The organism is Chryseobacterium sp. GP-SGM7, from assembly GCF_049166575.1.
GTDB lineage: Bacteria > Bacteroidota > Bacteroidia > Flavobacteriales > Weeksellaceae > Chryseobacterium.
Map to the genome: position 1 here is coordinate 916,340 of NZ_JBMHFF010000001.1, position 17,406 is coordinate 933,745.

A 17,406-nucleotide genomic window follows, 5' to 3' on the forward strand; every position below is an offset into this window, starting at 1 on the left:
CAGACAATTCCGCCTTCCACTCTCAATCTTTTTTGCAAGACTATTCAGATTATATAGAACTCGCAGACCAAGCAAAAAAGGATTTCCGTTCAAGTCGGGCTGCGAAAGATTCAACGTCAAATTTCAAACTCTGAAAAGGATGAAAATTCAATAGAAACGGGCTTTAACCCGTTTAAAAATGAGAATTCAAATTCGGCTTTAGCCAAAAACCTACAAAGCAAAGATTTATGAAATTCAAATATATATTCATTACATCCGCCATTTTTCTGTCACAGCTCTTTTCAGCCCAAAAACAAATGGAATATCTAAAGCGTGGAATCGTTGCCATTCCAGCAGAAAACGGTGTGTTTGTAAGTTGGCGATTGCTCGGAACTGAAGCTCAAAACACTCATTTTGATTTGTATCGAACTGAAAATAATCAAACTAAAAAACTTAATGAAAAACCATTAATCCACGAAACCAATTTTTTAGACAAAACCGCCAACAAAGGAAAAAATTATACCTATTTCATCAAATCAAATACTCAGAATCAATCGGTAGATCAAGATTTTGCAAAATATACAGCCAATCAGAAACCTTATTTTTCGATTCCGTTAAAAACTCCACAAGGTTACACTCCGAATGACGCTTCAGTAGCCGATTTGGATGGTGACGGCGAATACGAAATCATCATTCATCAAACCGGAAGGTCAAAAGACAACAGCCAAAAAGGAGAAACAGACCCGCCGATTATTCAGGCTTATAAAATGGACGGAACATTTCTATGGGAAATTAATTTAGGCAAAAACATTAGAGAAGGAGCGCATTACACGCAATTTTTGGTGTATGATTTAGACCAGGACGGAAAAGCTGAAATCGTAATGAAAACTGCTGACGGAAGCAAAGACGGAAAAGGCAAAATCATCGGAGATGCAACGAAAAATTACGTCAATGAAAACGGAATGATCCTTTCGGGCCCGGAATTTCTGACAGTTTTTAATGGTGAAACGGGTGAAGAAATTCATACGGTAAATTATGAAGTTCCAAGATTTTCAGGAAGTTTAAATCCCACTAACGAACAAATGACCGAAACCTGGGGTGACGCAAAAGGAAATCGCTTAGACCGATTTTTAGGAGCAGTTGCATATCTTGATGGTAACACTCCGAGCGTGATTATGTCGAGAGGTTATTACACCAGAACGGCGATTGCAGCTTGGGACTATAAAGATAAAAAACTCAGTTTGAGATGGCTTTTCGATACCGAAAGTTCAGAAGAAAACAAAAAATACCGTGGACAGGGAAATCATAATCTTAGCATTGCAGATGTTGATAACGATGGAAAAGATGAAATTGTTTTCGGCGCAATGACGGTTGATGATGACGGAAAAGTGTTGACCAGCACAGGATATGGTCACGGCGATGCGTTGCATGTTGGAGATTTAGACCCGTCGAATCCTGGGCTGGAAATTTTTGATATTCAGGAAAGATTTGATGATGCGGGAGCACATTTCAGAGATGGAAAAACCGGAAAAGTTTTATGGAAGTTACCTTCAACAGTTTACAGTAAAGCGAGTAAGTTTCAGGGTCCGGGAAGAGGTCTGTCTTTAAATATTGACCCTCGTTATGAAGGTTCTGAATCCTGGGCTGCAGGAGCAGGTTTAAAAGGTGTTTATAGTTCAAAAGGCCAAAAGATCAGCGACAAAAATCCGGCAGTGAATATGGGAATTTATTGGGATGGGGATTTTTTAAGCGAAATTTTAGATGGAACAGTCATTTCAAAATGGGACTGGAAAAAAGAGAAAACCAATGTGATTTTTGATGCCAAAGATTTCAATTGTGAATCGAATAACGGAACAAAGAAAAATCCAGCTTTAGTGGCAGATTTATTCGGAGACTGGCGGGAAGAAGTGATGTACAGAACAGCCGACAATCAGGAATTGAGAATTTTTTCAACTGCAATTCCGACAAAACACCGGTTATACACTTTAATGCATAATCCGCAATACCGCTTAAGTATTGTCTGGCAAAATGTAGGCTACAATCAGCCGCCACACACCGATTATTATTTAGATGAATCAATTAAAGAGCTGCCAAAGCCGAATATTTTAACCACAAAAGGTACAAAAGATTTTTAAACATATTAGTTATGCAAAGCTTGTGATTCGGCTTTTGAAAAGATCAAATAAGTTTTGAAAATCAAAGATTTTCGGTCAGCTTATAGTAAGTGATAGCGGCTTTGTGAAACTAAACAGCAACATTTTAAAAAAAACTCTGTGTAATTAGTGTTCAAAAACAATAAATTATGAAAACAAAATACATCCTCCCCATCATTGCATCAATCGTATTTCTAGCGGTTTCATTTCAAAAGTTTCAGGATAAACCTGTGCTTTATATCATCGGAGACTCCACGGTACAAAACGGTTCAGGCAAAGGTGCGGATTCACTTTGGGGATGGGGAAGTTTTATGAATTTATATTTTAAAACAGACAAAATTGAAATTCAGAATCAAGCAAAAGGGGGACGAAGCAGCAGAACTTTTATTACTGAAGGTCGTTGGGATTCGATTATGAAAACCATTAAAAAAGGCGATTATGTTTTGATGCAGTTCGGTCATAATGATGGTGGTGAATTGGCAGATACTTTGAGAGCGAGAGGAACGATCAAAGGAATTGGTGAAGAATCAAAAGATATTTATAATCCGATTAGAAAAGTAAATGAAACAGTGTACACTTTCGGACATTACATGAGGAAATATGCGAACGAAGCAAAATCTAAAGGGGCAATCCCAATTATCGTTTCGCCAATTCCGAGAAATAAATTTAATGCAGAAGGGAAAATCGAAAAAGATCAGTATGGAGTTTGGGCTAAAGAAGTGGCACAGCAAACCGGAGTCTATTTTTTAGATTTAAATACAAGGGTTATCGAAAAATATGAAAAAATGGGTGCTGAAAAAGTAAAAGAATTTTTCCCGAAAGATCATACCCACACCAACAAAAAAGGCGCAATTGTAAACGCAGAATTGGTAACAAAAGGGATTAAACAATTAAAAGGTTGTGAGCTCAGAAAGTATATCAAATAACGCATTGTGAATTCGTTTCTGATGTTTGAATAAATAGGAAAACTGATTAATTTTTTTATTTTCAAAGTTTGTCTTTCCGTAGGAATCTAGGCAAAGTATTAGAAAATAAAATAGAAAGATTCGAGTCCAGATTCCTATGGAATGACAAACTCTGTGAATATTCCTAATGCTTAAATAGATGACAATAACCATAACCCCGATTGCAACGATATCCTTTTGTGTAGCGAAGTGGAGCAAAAGATATAGTGGAAAGTGGGAAAAGCTTCAAATAAAAAATTTATGATTAAAAAGAAAATAGAAAAATAAATATATACCTATGAAAAAGCTATTAACAACAGGTTTTTTTGCACTGATTCTTGCAGGAGTAACTTCCTGCTCTGTACAGAAAACAAAGGTTGATCTTCCCGATAAGAAAGAGGTTTTGGAAGTTTCTAGAAGAGCAAATCAATATTTTATGAATAAGTGGCCCGATACCAAAAAAGATATCGTTGGCAAAAAAGTATGGCCAAGTAATCTTTGGACAAGAGCAGTTTATTATGAAGGTTTGATGGCCTTGTATTCGGTAGATCCTAAAAAAGAATATTACGATTACGCAATGTCTTGGGCAAATAATCACAACTGGAATTTACAGCGCGGAACATACACGCGGAACGCTGATCACCAAGCTTGCGGGCAAACCTATCTTGATCTCTATGAAATCGACGGAAGAAAAAATCCTGAGAGAATTAAAAACGTAAAAGCGGCGATGGACAGTATGATTGCTACCTCAAAAGTGGATGATTGGTGGTGGATTGACGCCCTTCAAATGTCGATGCCTATTTTTACTAAATTAGGTAGAATAACAGGCGAGCAAAAATATTTCGACAAAAACTACGAAATGTATGCCCATACCAAATACAAAGAAGGTGGAAACGGCCTTTACAATCAGGCAGACAAAATCTGGTGGCGGGACAAAAGTTTTCTTCCGCCATATAAAGAACCGAATGGGGAAGATTGTTACTGGAGCCGCGGGAACGGTTGGGTAGTCGCAGCTTTGGCAAAAACACTTCACGACACACCAAAATCTGATCCTCATTATCAGGAATATCTGCAGGATTACAAAGATTTGTTGGCTGCATTGCTCCCAATTCAAAGAGAAGATGGTTTTTGGAATGTAAGCTTGCATGATGCGACTAATTTTGGAGGAAAGGAAATGACAGGTACAGCTTTGTTTGTTTATGGAATGGCGTATGGCGTAAATAATGGTTTAATTGACAGAGAAACTTATCTTCCGGTTTTGGTGAAAGCATGGAAAGCCATTGCAAAAGATTCTGTTCAGCCAAACGGCTTTTTAGGTTGGGTACAAGGAACAGGAAAAGAGCCGAAAGACGGTCAACCGCTTTCTGTAAGCAAAGAACCGGATTTTGAAGATTATGGTTTAGGCTGTCTGTTATTGGCGAGCAGCGAGGTTTATAAACTAAAATAAATTATTTTTAAACAGAAATAAAGACTTAATAATGAAAATTGTTGAGTCTTTTTCATGTATAAGAATCAAATATATAGAGATAAATACAACTTGATTCAATATCTAAAAATTTCAATAATAATAAAACAGCATTCATTTTTGGAGAAAAATATAAAAACTCAATTCAATTAAAAAAAGCATAAATCACACTATTTTAATAAGTTAAATAACGACAGCAAGTCATCATAAAAAGTCTTATTTTTTTTCAGGATTTTAAGCATGACACTACAAGATGCGCAATCGATTCCATCTTGGTAATTTTCAAATTCAATACATAAGATAAATTATGAATGCATTATTAGGAATTATATTTCATTTCTTAGGAGGTTTTTCTTCGGGAAGTTTTTATTTGCCATACAAAAAAGTAAAAGTATGGTCTTGGGAAACGTTTTGGCTGATCGGAGGTACTTTTTCTTGGATCATTGTTCCGCCATTGGCTGCATTTCTTACGATTCCTGATTTTTGGGATATTATTCAAAATGCAGGTTCATCGATATTAGGGTTAACTTTCCTATTCGGTGCACTTTGGGGAATCGGAGGTTTTATGTACGGTTTGGGAGTTCGTTATCTGGGTGTTGCATTGGGAAGCAGTATTATGTTAGGTTTAACGATGGTTATTGGATCACTTGTGCCTTCCATTTTTTATGAATTTTCACCGCAGGCAGGAAAAGACAATATAGGATTAATGATGTCAACTTCGTGGGGAAAAATGGTTTTAGTAGGGCTTTTTGTCTGTGTTATAGGAATTATAATCAGCGGAAAAGCTGGGGTAATGAAAGATAAAGAGCTTCAGACTGATTCTCTGGATTCCCATGGTTCAGAAGTGAAAACAGAATATAAATTTGGTTTGGGATTGATTGTTGCGATTATTTCCGGAGTTTTAAGCGCCTGTTTCAATTTCGGACTGGAAGCAGGAAAACCAATGGCCTCTGTAGCTAATGAAGCATGGAAACTGGCAAATCCTAATCAGGGAGAATTTCTTTTTCAGAATAATGTAACATACATTGTTGTACTTTGGGGCGGGATGGCAACCAATCTTATCGGTTGCCTTTATCTTTCATTTAAAAATAAATCTTATACTGATTATACCAAGAAAAATGTACCTGTAGCAAAGAATATCATTTTTTGTGCTTTGGCAGGAACAATGTGGTTTTTACAATTTTTTTTCTACGGAATGGGTGAAAGCAAAATGGGGAACGGACCAAGCTCTTGGATTCTTCACATGGCATTTATCATTTTAATTGCTAATCTTTGGGGCGTAATCATCAAAGAATGGAAAGGTGTTTCCAAGAAAACAATTACGATGATTTCTGTAGGAATGTTGGTAATGTTTATCTCTATTTTAATTGTAGGGTATGGAAACTCATTAAGATAATTAGTGATGAAAAGAATTGCATTTAAAATGTTTATTCATGAAGGTTTCGAGGAAGAGTATAAAAAACGTCATATTGAAATCTGGCCGGAATTAAAAAACTTATTAAAAGAATCTGGTGTGGAAGATTACTCAATCTTTTTAGATGAAGAAACGAATATTTTATTTGGAGTTTTAATCTGTAAAGATGAAGTAAAATACCAAAATCTGCCGAATCAGTCTATTATGCAAAAATGGTGGGAATACAATAAAGACATTATGCAGACCAATGATGATAATTCTCCGAAAAGCATGAATCTTGAAGAAATTTTTTATTTAAAATAAAGAATAAATCACAACAGATTCTTCTACGATATGAAATTTTATTTTTTTATCATATTTATATAGTTACGAGTTAGAAGGTCAAAGGCACTGAAATTTTCGGTGCCTTTTTATGTTAACTGAAAATGAACTTTAGTAATCGTTTTCGGTTAAAATAATTAACGTGTTTTTTCTTGCTAAATTTTAAAAAATTATAATATCGTTGACTTTTATAATTGAATTAATAATTTTTGGCTTTAAGAAGAGGTTTTTATTTAATTAATTATCATAAATTAAGAATTATATGATGCAGGATAAGGCAGGATGCCAGAACTTTTGTAACGGTGTACTTTGGTAACATAAAAATTAATATATGTCTTTGATCATTAAACAAAAGAATATCAAGCCGCTCATTGCACCGCTATTTTTGCTAGCGTCTGGCTTCATGTTCGGACAAAAAGCAGCGAGTGATACTGCTAAAGTAGATACAAAAGATATCGAAGAGGTTGTTGTCATAGGGTACGGTAAAGTGAAGAAATCTGATTTGACGGGTTCTGTGGCCTCCGTTTCTGCAAAAGATTTGGCAGCAACACCGGCAATGAATGCTTTACAGGCTTTACAGGGAAGAGCTGCAGGTTTAAATATTGTAACCGCAGGTGGTGCTCCGGGAGCAGGTGCAAACGTTACCATCCGTGGTGGTGCATCAATTACGCAGGGAACTTCTCCTTTGTATATTGTAGACGGTTTTCAGTTGGATAATGCATTGAATATTATTAATCCAAATGATATAGAAAGTATTGACGTTCTGAAAGGAGCTTCGGCTATCGCAATCTACGGAGCGCGTGGCTCAAACGGTATTATTGTTATCAAAACGAAAAGCGGTAAAAAAGGAAGAACCACTATTAATTATAACTCCTTTATGATGTTTGATATGCTGTCTAAAAAGATAGATATGATTTCAAATACAGAGCAGTTTGTAAAATATCAGTATGAGTTTGCGCAGCTTCAGAATAAAATGACAGCTTTTAGCAGTGTCTATGACAACGGTTTACCTTTAGATACACCAGGATATTATCCGGGAGCATTTAACAGGATTGCCAATCAATATGCTTCGGCTTCTGCTTTAGATTGGCAGGACAGAATGTTGGGTGGTACAGGATTAACTCAGAATCAGAATGTAAATATTTCTACAGGAAACGAAAAAACTCAGGCGTTCATTAGCTACAATTATAATAAACAAGATGGTTTGCTGAATAATTTTAGCGAAACAAGGAACTCATTGCGTGCCAATATCAATTCAGAATTATACAAAGGAGTAAGAGTAGATTTTAGCTCAATGTTTAATTCAAATTCTACAAACGGAGGTGGAGCTTATAGCGGAATGAAGAAAATACTTCTTCAGCCAATCACAGGAGGAACACTTTTCACTCAGGATCAGCTATTGAATTCGCAGACTTTTCCGGATTTTTCAAGTTTAGATTCTGGTTTTGATACTGAAAACCCATTTGTAGAAACAAATGCATCGACTTCAAATAACCGTTCAAGAACATTTCTTGCCAATGCTGGACTTGAATTCGATTTCCTGAAAAATTTTACTTTCAGAGTTGCGGGTCAGTACAACTGGAACAACAGTAAATCGACAGCATTTTCAGACCAAAATTCAAGAGCTTTTCTTACAGATCCTGTCAATACGGGTATTAATGGAAGTATTGGGAATAGCGAATCTTACAGATACCAAATCACAAATACTTTAACATACAACAAAACTTTCGCTGAAAAACATAAGCTTAATGTTTTGGCAGGTTACGAGGTTGTTTATTCTGAATCTGAGAACAACAGCATGAGATTAACCAAGTTTCCTTTCCCGAATTTCGGATTGGATGATATTGCTAATGCTTTTGTACAGGATAAATCTACAGGACGTTCAAGCAACTCTTTATTGTCATATTTCGGACGTGTAAATTATACTTATGATGACCGTTATTTATTAACAGGAACAATTCGTAGAGATGGTTCTTCTAAATTCGGACCAGATAACAAATGGGGAGTATTTCCTTCTGTAGCTGCAGCTTGGAGAGTTTCTCAGGAAGGTTTCTGGCAAAACTCTAAAATTGTTGATTTTATCAATGATTTAAAACTAAGATTTGAATACGGGATTACGGGAAACAATGATATAGGAAACAATCTATTTGTGACCAATTTATCTCTCACAGATTACCCGATCAATAACACTCCGGGAAATCCGGCTTATGTACCAAGCACAAATTTAGGAAATCCTGCACTTCGTTGGGAAGAACTGAAAGCGACCAACGTGGGGATGGATCTTGCGCTGTTTAACAACAGAATTAAATTAACTTCAGAATGGTATAACAATAACGTAAGCGGAATGCTGTTACAGAGTGTTCTTCCGGTTTCGACAGGATATTCTAGACAATATCAGAATATTGGGTCTTTAAGAAATCAGGGTCTGGAATTTACTTTAAATACAGTAAACTTTAAATCTGAAAAATTCAGATGGTCTACCGATTTTAATATTTCATTCAATAAATCTAAAGTAATGTCTCTTGAAAACGGGCAAACGAACAGAACATTCAGTGTAGGTGGAAACAGAACGGGTTCTGTGACTTACTATGCAACTGTTGGTGAGCAATTGGGAGATATGTACGGATATGTTTATCAGGGAGTTTATACAACTGAAGATTTCATTCAAAATGCAAACGGAACAATTAGTTTAAAACCTGGAGTTGTAAAACCTGCAACCGGAACACCCAGACCGGGAGACATGAAATTTGCTGCAGATAATGAAGCTGGAGATCAGTTTACCAGAAAAATGCAGAAAATTGGAAATGGTACTCCGGATTTTATTGGTGGTATCAGTAATAATTTCTCTTACAAAGGCTTTGATATGGCAGTATTCATGAAATTCAGTGTAGGAAATGATATTTATAATGCTACGAAGCACAGTTTAAGTCCATATGCGCTTAATCAAAACGTTCCGGAAGAATTTGGTAATTATTATCGTTTAATTGATCCTAATACAGGATTAATCACCAACAATCTTGCAAGGTTAAAAGAATTAAATCCGGACGAAAATTCTCGTCTTTGGAGTTTAGGAACTACAAACTCTCAGAATATTACCTATCCTTCATCTTATTATGTGGAAGATGGTTCTTATTTGAGAATTGCTCAGGTAACATTAGGGTATAGCTTCGCAAAAGAATTTCTTGAGCATGTGAAATTAACCAATGCCCGTATTTATTTTACAGTTAATAATCTGGCTACAATTACAGGATATTCTGGTTATGATCCTGAAGTTTCTGCGGCAAGTGGTGTTGCTGTTACACCAGGATTTGATAGCTCCACTTATCCTCGTTCAAGAAGTTATGTTCTTGGAGTTAATTTAACTTTCTAATTAATTAAATTTTTGAATCATGAAAAAATCTAATACTAAATTAAAACTTCTAAGAAGTTTAATCATTATACCGTCTTTAATTATTGCAACTCAGACTATAAACTCATGTAATGATGACTTTTTAGATCAGCCTGCTTATAATGCTGCAGATACAGAATCTGTATTTTCAGATCTTGTTACAGCAGATATGTTTGTTCAGGGATGTTACAGAAGCTTGGTTCCTACAGAAATGTATTATCAGTTGGGAGCAGGTGACACCGTAACTCATTCTAGTGAAGACGGTTCTACCAATAATTCAAAATATAATATTTGTAATTATCAGTATGACGCATATACTCCAAATACACTTACCGGAATTTATGCAGCAATGTATGCTTCTATCGAAAGAACGAATATTGCAATCAGCAGATTAGGACAAATGCCTGCAAGTGCAAAACGTGATGCCTTGCTGGGCGAAGTGAAAGCAATTCGTGCATTTTGTTATTACAATCTAATCAGAGTATATGGTGATGTTCCTGCTGTTTGGTCTCCACTTGTAGAGCTTGATCCGAATGATCCGAGCACTTTATATCCAAAACGTGCTTCAAGAGATGTGATCTATGATCGTATTATTGCAGATCTTCAGGAATCAATAAGCGCAATGCCAACTTTAGGACAACCTGGTTTTCCTACAACGGAAAGATTAACAAGACCTGCAGCTAATGCTTTATTGGCAAGAATTGCTTTGTATGCAGCAGGATATTCTCTTCGTTGGCCATTAAATACTTCAACTCCGGGAACAATGTCTCGCCGTCCTGATAATGCTAGAGTTCAAGAATTATATCAAATCGCAGATAATGCTGCTGCTGCTGTTATTAATGGAGGAGGGCACTCGCTAATGCAGGCTGCAGGAGGAAAAAGTGGTTTTGAAACTCTCTGGTTTAATTTCTGCCGTAGAAATTTGTCGTCTGTTAATAACGAAATCATGTGGCAAATCGCTCAATACGGTGCCAATACCAACGGAGCTTTCGGCGTATATGCGCATCCGGGAACTCGTGGTGGAACTTATGGTTCTCGTAAAGCACTACAGTTTATGCTTCCAACGTACTATTTATCTTTTGCAGCTGGAGACACTAGAAGAGATGTTACTTGTACATCGTACAGTATTTATTTCTTAAATGCGGGTGCAGCTGGCGATACTTATGTAGACGTAGGAACTACATTTTCGTGTATTATGCAGGGTAAATTCAGAATTGGATGGTGTGTAGAACCTCAGGCGGCAGATGCAAGAAACCTAAATGTTCCTTTAATCAGATATGCTGATGTATTGTTGATGTATGCAGAAACTCAAAATTATTTGAATGGAGGACCTACAGCTCAGGCTATATCTGCTTTATCACAAGTGAGAACTCGTGCAGGAATTGGTTCAATGGCAATTCCAAGCGGTCAGGTTGCTTTCGAACAGGCTTTAGTTCAGGAACGTAAATGGGAATTTGGAGGCGAATTTATGCTTCGTACCGATTTAATCAGAATGAATAAGCTTGAAAGCGAAATCAACGCTACAAGACAGGCGATGAAAAATTTATCAGACAAAACAGGTGCTTATGCAAATATTCCTGCAATCCGTTTATATAAATTCCATAAAAACGCACAGGTCTATGGTGATCCGTTCTTGGCGGTAACTTATATTAATATTACGGATCCTGCACAAATTGCCACGGTTTCTAATATTCCTGTAAATGGAACTGCAGCTGCGATAGCAACGTATCAAACTGCCTTGAGAGGTGTAGCAACAGCGAATGGACAAACTACTGTAGCAACAGATTTATGGTATCCTGCGAATATGTTTCAGGCATATACAAGTACTTTTAATGCAAACGCAAGAAGAACTGTAGGTTTTAGTACAGGTGCAGTTAATACATTACAAATAGGAAATATCATTTACACAAAACCAACGGGCTCTGCGGAAAACGGAGGAACTTATCCAAACTGGATTCAAGGCGGTGGAGACGGTCTTTTCTACGGATTTGTTCCAAATAAAACAGAATTACTGCCATTTGCGGCGCAATCTGCAGGTCACCCGATGATTGATAACCCGAACCTGACTCAGCTTCCTGGTTATTAACATTCATATTAAGTGTTAAGAATTTCTAAAGAATAATGGTTTTTAGAGTCATCCGTTTTAGATTTCTTAATGTTTAAATTTTAAATGACACTCAATCACAAAATATTAATCATAACAACTCAATAAGTTCACTAATTGATGATTTTATTTTTATAATAATAAAACGTTAAATTATCTTTAAATAAAGCATTTAGCAGTATAGTGCGGGATAGTGCAACAAATAAAACAATCTAAATTTGAGTTGAAATTCAGAAAAACAGAAGAAAACAAATGGAAAACGTAAAAACATTCAAATACGTAGATTATTTATGGGATGAAAAAAAAGCAGCATCTTTTGGGGATGATCAGGTTGCTTTATTTTTATACCGTTCAAACATATTAGGAGCAGACCTTAGAATTACCAATTATGGTGGTGGAAATACGAGCTGCAAAACCATTGAAAAAGATCCATTAACAAATGAAGAAGTTGAGGTAATGTGGGTAAAAGGTTCAGGTGGAGACATCGGAACTTTAACCAGAAAAGGAATTGCCGGTTTGTATACAGAAAGACTGCGTAATCTGAAAAATGTATACGGAGGTTTGGCAGACGAAGACAGAATGGTGGGTTTATTTGATCACTGTATTTTTGATTTAGAAAGTAAAGCGCCTTCAATTGATACGCCACTTCATGGTTTACTTCCGTTTAAACATATCGATCACCTTCACCCGGATGCATTGATCGCCGTTGCTGCAGCAAAAGACAGTGAAGCCGTTACCAAAGAAATTTGGGGTGATACAATGGGATGGGTGCCTTGGCAAAGACCTGGTTTCGATTTAGGTTTACAATTAGAAAAATGTTTAGCTAACAATCCGGGAATCAGAGGAATCGTTTTGGGTAGCCACGGTTTATTCACTTGGGGAGACACTTCTTACGAATCTTACATGAACAGTCTGGAAGTTATCGAAATGGCTTCTGAATTCATCGCTAAAAAAATCGAAGAAAACGGACAGGTTTTTGGCGGACAGAAAGTAGAATCTCTACCTGCTGACGAACGTAAAAACAAAGCTGCTCAGATTATGCCTTTGCTTAGAGGTCTGGCTTCTTCTGAAAACAGAATGGTCGGTCATTTTACAGACAGCGACGTGGTTTTAGAGTTCATCAACAGTAATGATTTAGAAAGACTGGCTCCAATGGGAACGTCTTGTCCGGATCACTTCCTGAGAACGAAAATCCAGCCTTTGGTTCTTACTTTAGATAAAAATGAAGATTTAACAGATTCTAAAGCTATTTTAGAAAAATTAAATCCACTTTTTGAACAGTACAGAAACGAATATAAAGAATATTACGAAACGTGCAAACACCCAAACAGTCCTGCAATGCGTGATCCAAATCCGGTAATCATCATTTATCCGGGAGTGGGAATGTTCAGTTTCTCAAAAGATAAGCAAACGACTAGAGTTGCCAACGAGTTTTACGTCAACGCCATCAACGTAATGCGTGGTGCAGAAGCTATTTCTGAATACACATCATTACCAAGACAGGAAGCATTTGACATCGAATATTGGTTGTTGGAAGAAGCAAAACTTCAGAGAATGCCAAAAGAAAAGCCATTGTCCAGAAAAATCGCCATCGTAACCGGAGCCGGAGGCGGAATCGGACAGGCAATTGCAGACAAAATGGTTCAGGAAGGTGCTGTCGTAGTTTTCACAGACTTAAATAAGGAAGCTGCAGAATCTGTTACTGCAAAATACAGCAAAGATCAGGCAATCACCGTTCAGTGTGATGTTACAATCGAAGAAAGCATTACAGAAGCGTTCAAACAGACGATATTAGCTTTCGGTGGAGTAGATATTTTAGTTCATTCTGCAGGTTTGGCTATTTCTAAATCTCTGGAAGATACTACTTTGAAAGATTGGAATTTGCTTGAAAATGTTTTAGTTAAAGGTCAGTTCTTGATCGCAAAAACAGGAACAGAAATCATGAAAAAGCAAAATTTAGGTGGTGACATTGTGAATATTGCAAGTAAAAATGGTCTTGTTGCCGGTCCGAATAACGTAGCTTATGGAACTGCAAAAGCAGCGCAACAGCATATGACGAGATTATTGGCAGCAGAATTGGCAGCAGATAAAATCCGTGTGAATACTGTGAATCCTGACGGTGTAATCGTTGGAAGCAAAATCTGGGAAGGTTCTTGGGCCGAAGGTCGCGCAAAAGCAAACGGAATCACCGTTGAAGAATTACCTGCATTCTACGCAAAAAGAAATCTTCTGAACGAAATTATTCTTCCGGAAGACATCGCCAACGGAGTGTTTGCGTGTGTTGCGATTTTAGATAAAAGTACGGGAAATATCATCAATGTAGATGGCGGAATGGCCAATGCGTTCCCAAGATAAAATTGAATATTTAACCACAAAAGGCACAAAAGTTTTAAAGATATTATTCGATTTGTGAAAAGATCAGATAAGCATTACCGAAATTTGTTGAATTAAAAAGTGACGGCTTATTTGAACTTTAATGCAGAAAACATTAAACTTAAAAATCTTCAAAAAAGATTTTGTGACTTTTGTGGTAAAAATAAATTTAAAAATAAATCATGATTATAGGAAAAGATATCATTGAACAAAACAATAAAAGCGAAATTGAAAACTTCAATTCAGACTACGCTTATTTATCAGATAAACTGACAAAATCGGGAGTCAACGTTTCAGATATTGTCAACAAAATTGCTGACTTTCAGGTGGCAATTCCAAGTTGGGCTTTAGGAGCGGGAGGAACCCGTTTCGGAAGATTTTCTTACGGTGGCGAACCCTCTTCTTTAGAACAGAAATTAGATGATGTAGGATTAATTCACGCTTTAACGCATTCTGCAGGTGCTATCTCACTTCATATTCCTTGGGATATTCCGAGTGATGTGAAAGCAATCAAAGAAAAAGCAACCTCTCACGGATTGATTTTCGATGCGATGAATTCAAATACATTTCAAGACCAGCCGAACGCAAAACAATCGTATAAATTTGGTTCTCTGAACGCAGCGAATGAAGATGCAAGAGCTTACGCCATTGAGCACAACAAAGAAGTAATCAGAATCGGGAAAGAATTAGACTCAAAAAGCTTAACCGTCTGGTTAGCTGACGGAGCAAGTTTCCCGGGACAATTAAATTTCCAGACGGCTTTAGCAAAAACTGAACAGAGTTTAAAAGAAATCTACTCAGATTTGCCGGAAGACTGGAAATTATTCATCGAGTACAAACCATACGAACCGAATTTCTATTCAACAACAATCCAGGATTGGGGAACATCATTCATGTTGGCAAATGCTTGTGGCGATAGAGCTTACACTTTGGTAGATTTAGGTCACCATTTACCAAACTCAAACATTGAGCAAATTGTTGCAACTTTGTTGTATAAAGGGAAATTAGGTGGTTTCCACTTCAACGACAGCAAATACGGAGACGATGATTTAACAGTGGGATCAATCAAACCTTATGCTTTGTTCCTGATTTTCAATGAATTGGTGTATGGGATGGAAAATAATCCAAACAATCCATATCCAGCCTGGATGATTGATGCAAGTCACAACATCAAAGACCCTTTAGAAGACTTATTGCAGTCTTTGGAAGCGATTTTAATTGCTTATGCAACCGCACTTTTGGTAGATCAGAAAGCATTAAAAGAAGCGCAACAAAATAACGATGTTGTTTTGGCTCAGGATATTTTGCAAAATGCGTACAGAACAGATGTTCGTCCGTTATTAAGAGCAGCAAGATTACAGACTGGGGCAGCTTTAGACCCAATCGCAACGTACAGAAACCTAAAAATAAGAGAACAACTGATCTCTGAAAGAGGCTTAAATGTAAAAGCAACAGGATTATAAAAGCCTGTTTTTAATTTGATAATTTCTACTTTCAGGTGCAATCGAAAGTATTATTATATGTATCCTTATATAGTTTCGTTAAGGCAAAAGTGTTTGGATAATAAGTTTTCTTACGATCTGAACACTCCTTAATGATTTTATTTTTTAAGAGAAGTCTCATCTAAACTCAAAATTAGATTAAAATATTAATTTTTTGCCGAGTAATATGATTTTGCGAATTTGAAAATAATGTGCAAATCAAAAATCTTAGCGAAATTTATGTTAAAAAATTATAAGTAAACAAATTAGAGTAATTTGTGAAAATATTTACGCTATTTGTGTTTAAATAAAATTCATCACAGGAATGTCCAAAAAAAAGGTAACCATCGTATTTGATATTGGAAAGACCAATAAAAAATTCTTTTTATTTGATAAAAATTATAAAGAGGTCGTTCGGGAATATACAGAATTGCCGCTCACGACTGACGAAGACGGTTATCCTACAGAAGATCTCCCTGCATTGCAAAATTGGATCAAAGATAATTTCAATGCCATTTTGGATGATGAAAATTATGAAGTAAAAGCCATCAATTTTTCCACGTACGGAGCGAGCTTTGTGCATTTGGATCAGAAAGGAAATGTTTTGACGCCATTGTACAATTACACCAAAGCGATGGATCAGGATATTCTTGATTTATTCTATGAAAAACACGGCGGAAAATTAAAAATTGCAAGAGAAACAGCTTCTCCACAAGCAGGAATGCTGAACTCAGGGTTACAATTATTTTGGTTAAAGTATAAGCATCCTGAAGTTTTCAAAAAGATCCGTTACAGCTTACATTTACCACAATATTTATCGTATTTATTTACCGGAATCTGTGTTTCGGAATTTACGTCAATCGGATGCCATACCAATCTTTGGGATTACGACAAAGCTGATTACCACGATTGGGTTTATGAAGAGGAAATTGACGCTTTATTGCCTCCGATTGTCCCAACTTCTGCGAGTATTAATACTTCTTACAGAAATAAAAAAATTAAAATCGGTGTCGGAATTCACGACAGCTCTTCAGCGCTCTTACCTTATATTTTAAGTAAAAAAGAGCCTTTCTTATTGCTTTCAACAGGAACCTGGAGTATTTCTCTGAATCCTTTTAATGATGAAAGTTTAACAGACGAAGACATCGAAAACAATTGTCTGAATTATATGCGAATCGATGGAAAACGTGTGAAAGCATCCCGTTTTTTCATGGGTAATGAATACAAAATTCAGGTTGAAAAACTTTGCGATTATTACGGGAAAGAATATGGTTTCCATCGTGAAGTTCGTTTTGATCAGGATTTGTATCTGCGTTTAATGAAAAATAAAAACATCTATTTCCGTTTCGAAGGGATTATTTTAAAACGAAAATTGATTACGGCGACAGATTTGAATTCATTCAGAACTTTCGAAGAAGCCTATCATCAATTAATGATTGAACTGATGGATTTGCAGATTCACACCATCAAAAATGCCATTGGGAATTCAGGTATTGAAACCATTTACATCGATGGAGGATTTACGGATAATGATGTTTTTATGAAACTCATGTCGCACCATTTTCACCATTACAGTGTGATGTCGACGCATTCTCCGCTAGGTTCTGCATTAGGTGCATCAATGGTGATCTCCAACAAAAAAATAGACGAAACATTTTTACAGCAGCATTATCAGATGAAAGTGCTTCAACCGTTAATTCTGAATTATTAAAAATTTGCTGGAAGCTGGACGATTGGTGCTGGAAGTTAAGCGAAAATATTGATATTTACTTAATTTTGCATCG

At 36.4% G+C, this 17,406-nt stretch carries 10 protein-coding genes; all 10 read left to right on the plus strand.

Annotation, left to right across the window (positions count from 1 at the left end; translation table 11 throughout):
- The first annotated feature begins 296 nt into the window (after positions 1-296).
- The 10 genes from ACOOWA_RS04140 (at position 297) to ACOOWA_RS04185 (ending at position 17,333) form a co-directional block, all read left to right on the plus strand.
- Positions 297-2,114 (plus strand): rhamnogalacturonan lyase, encoded by a 1,818-nt coding sequence (locus ACOOWA_RS04140; protein ID WP_421373394.1) that lies wholly within the window; start codon positions 297-299, stop codon positions 2,112-2,114.
- Positions 2,115-2,281: 167 nt separating this feature from the next.
- Positions 2,282-3,058: a rhamnogalacturonan acetylesterase gene (locus tag ACOOWA_RS04145; RefSeq protein ID WP_421373396.1), complete on the plus strand. Its 777-nt coding sequence runs from the start codon at positions 2,282-2,284 to the stop codon at positions 3,056-3,058.
- Positions 3,059-3,374: 316 nt separating this feature from the next.
- Complete coding sequence (locus ACOOWA_RS04150) at positions 3,375-4,523, plus strand: glycoside hydrolase family 88 protein (RefSeq protein WP_421373397.1); 1,149 nt, start codon at positions 3,375-3,377, stop codon at positions 4,521-4,523.
- Positions 4,524-4,848: 325 nt separating this feature from the next.
- Positions 4,849-5,937 carry an L-rhamnose/proton symporter RhaT gene (rhaT, locus tag ACOOWA_RS04155; protein WP_421373398.1) on the plus strand — a complete coding sequence of 363 codons (1,089 nt, stop codon included), beginning with the start codon at positions 4,849-4,851 and terminating at the stop codon, positions 5,935-5,937.
- Between the two features lie 6 nt (positions 5,938-5,943).
- Positions 5,944-6,258, plus strand: a complete 315-nt coding sequence (rhaM, locus tag ACOOWA_RS04160; protein WP_421373400.1) for an L-rhamnose mutarotase — start codon at positions 5,944-5,946, stop codon at positions 6,256-6,258.
- 349 nt (positions 6,259-6,607) lie between these two features.
- Positions 6,608-9,646, plus strand: a complete 3,039-nt coding sequence (locus ACOOWA_RS04165; RefSeq protein WP_421373402.1) for a SusC/RagA family TonB-linked outer membrane protein — start codon at positions 6,608-6,610, stop codon at positions 9,644-9,646.
- A gap of 19 nt (positions 9,647-9,665) precedes the next feature.
- The gene (locus ACOOWA_RS04170) at positions 9,666-11,750 is read left to right on the plus strand and encodes a RagB/SusD family nutrient uptake outer membrane protein (RefSeq protein ID WP_421373403.1); all 2,085 of its coding nucleotides are present in this window, start codon (positions 9,666-9,668) and stop codon (positions 11,748-11,750) included.
- 270 nt (positions 11,751-12,020) lie between these two features.
- On the plus strand, positions 12,021-14,123 hold the full coding sequence (locus ACOOWA_RS04175) for a bifunctional aldolase/short-chain dehydrogenase (protein WP_421373404.1): 2,103 nt from the start codon (positions 12,021-12,023) through the stop codon (positions 14,121-14,123).
- 200 nt (positions 14,124-14,323) lie between these two features.
- Positions 14,324-15,604, plus strand: coding sequence for a sugar isomerase (locus ACOOWA_RS04180; protein ID WP_421373406.1), 1,281 nt, complete (start codon positions 14,324-14,326; stop codon positions 15,602-15,604).
- 343 nt (positions 15,605-15,947) lie between these two features.
- Positions 15,948-17,333 carry an FGGY-family carbohydrate kinase gene (locus ACOOWA_RS04185; RefSeq protein ID WP_421373407.1) on the plus strand — a complete coding sequence of 462 codons (1,386 nt, stop codon included), beginning with the start codon at positions 15,948-15,950 and terminating at the stop codon, positions 17,331-17,333.
- The last annotated feature ends 73 nt before the right edge of the window (positions 17,334-17,406 follow it).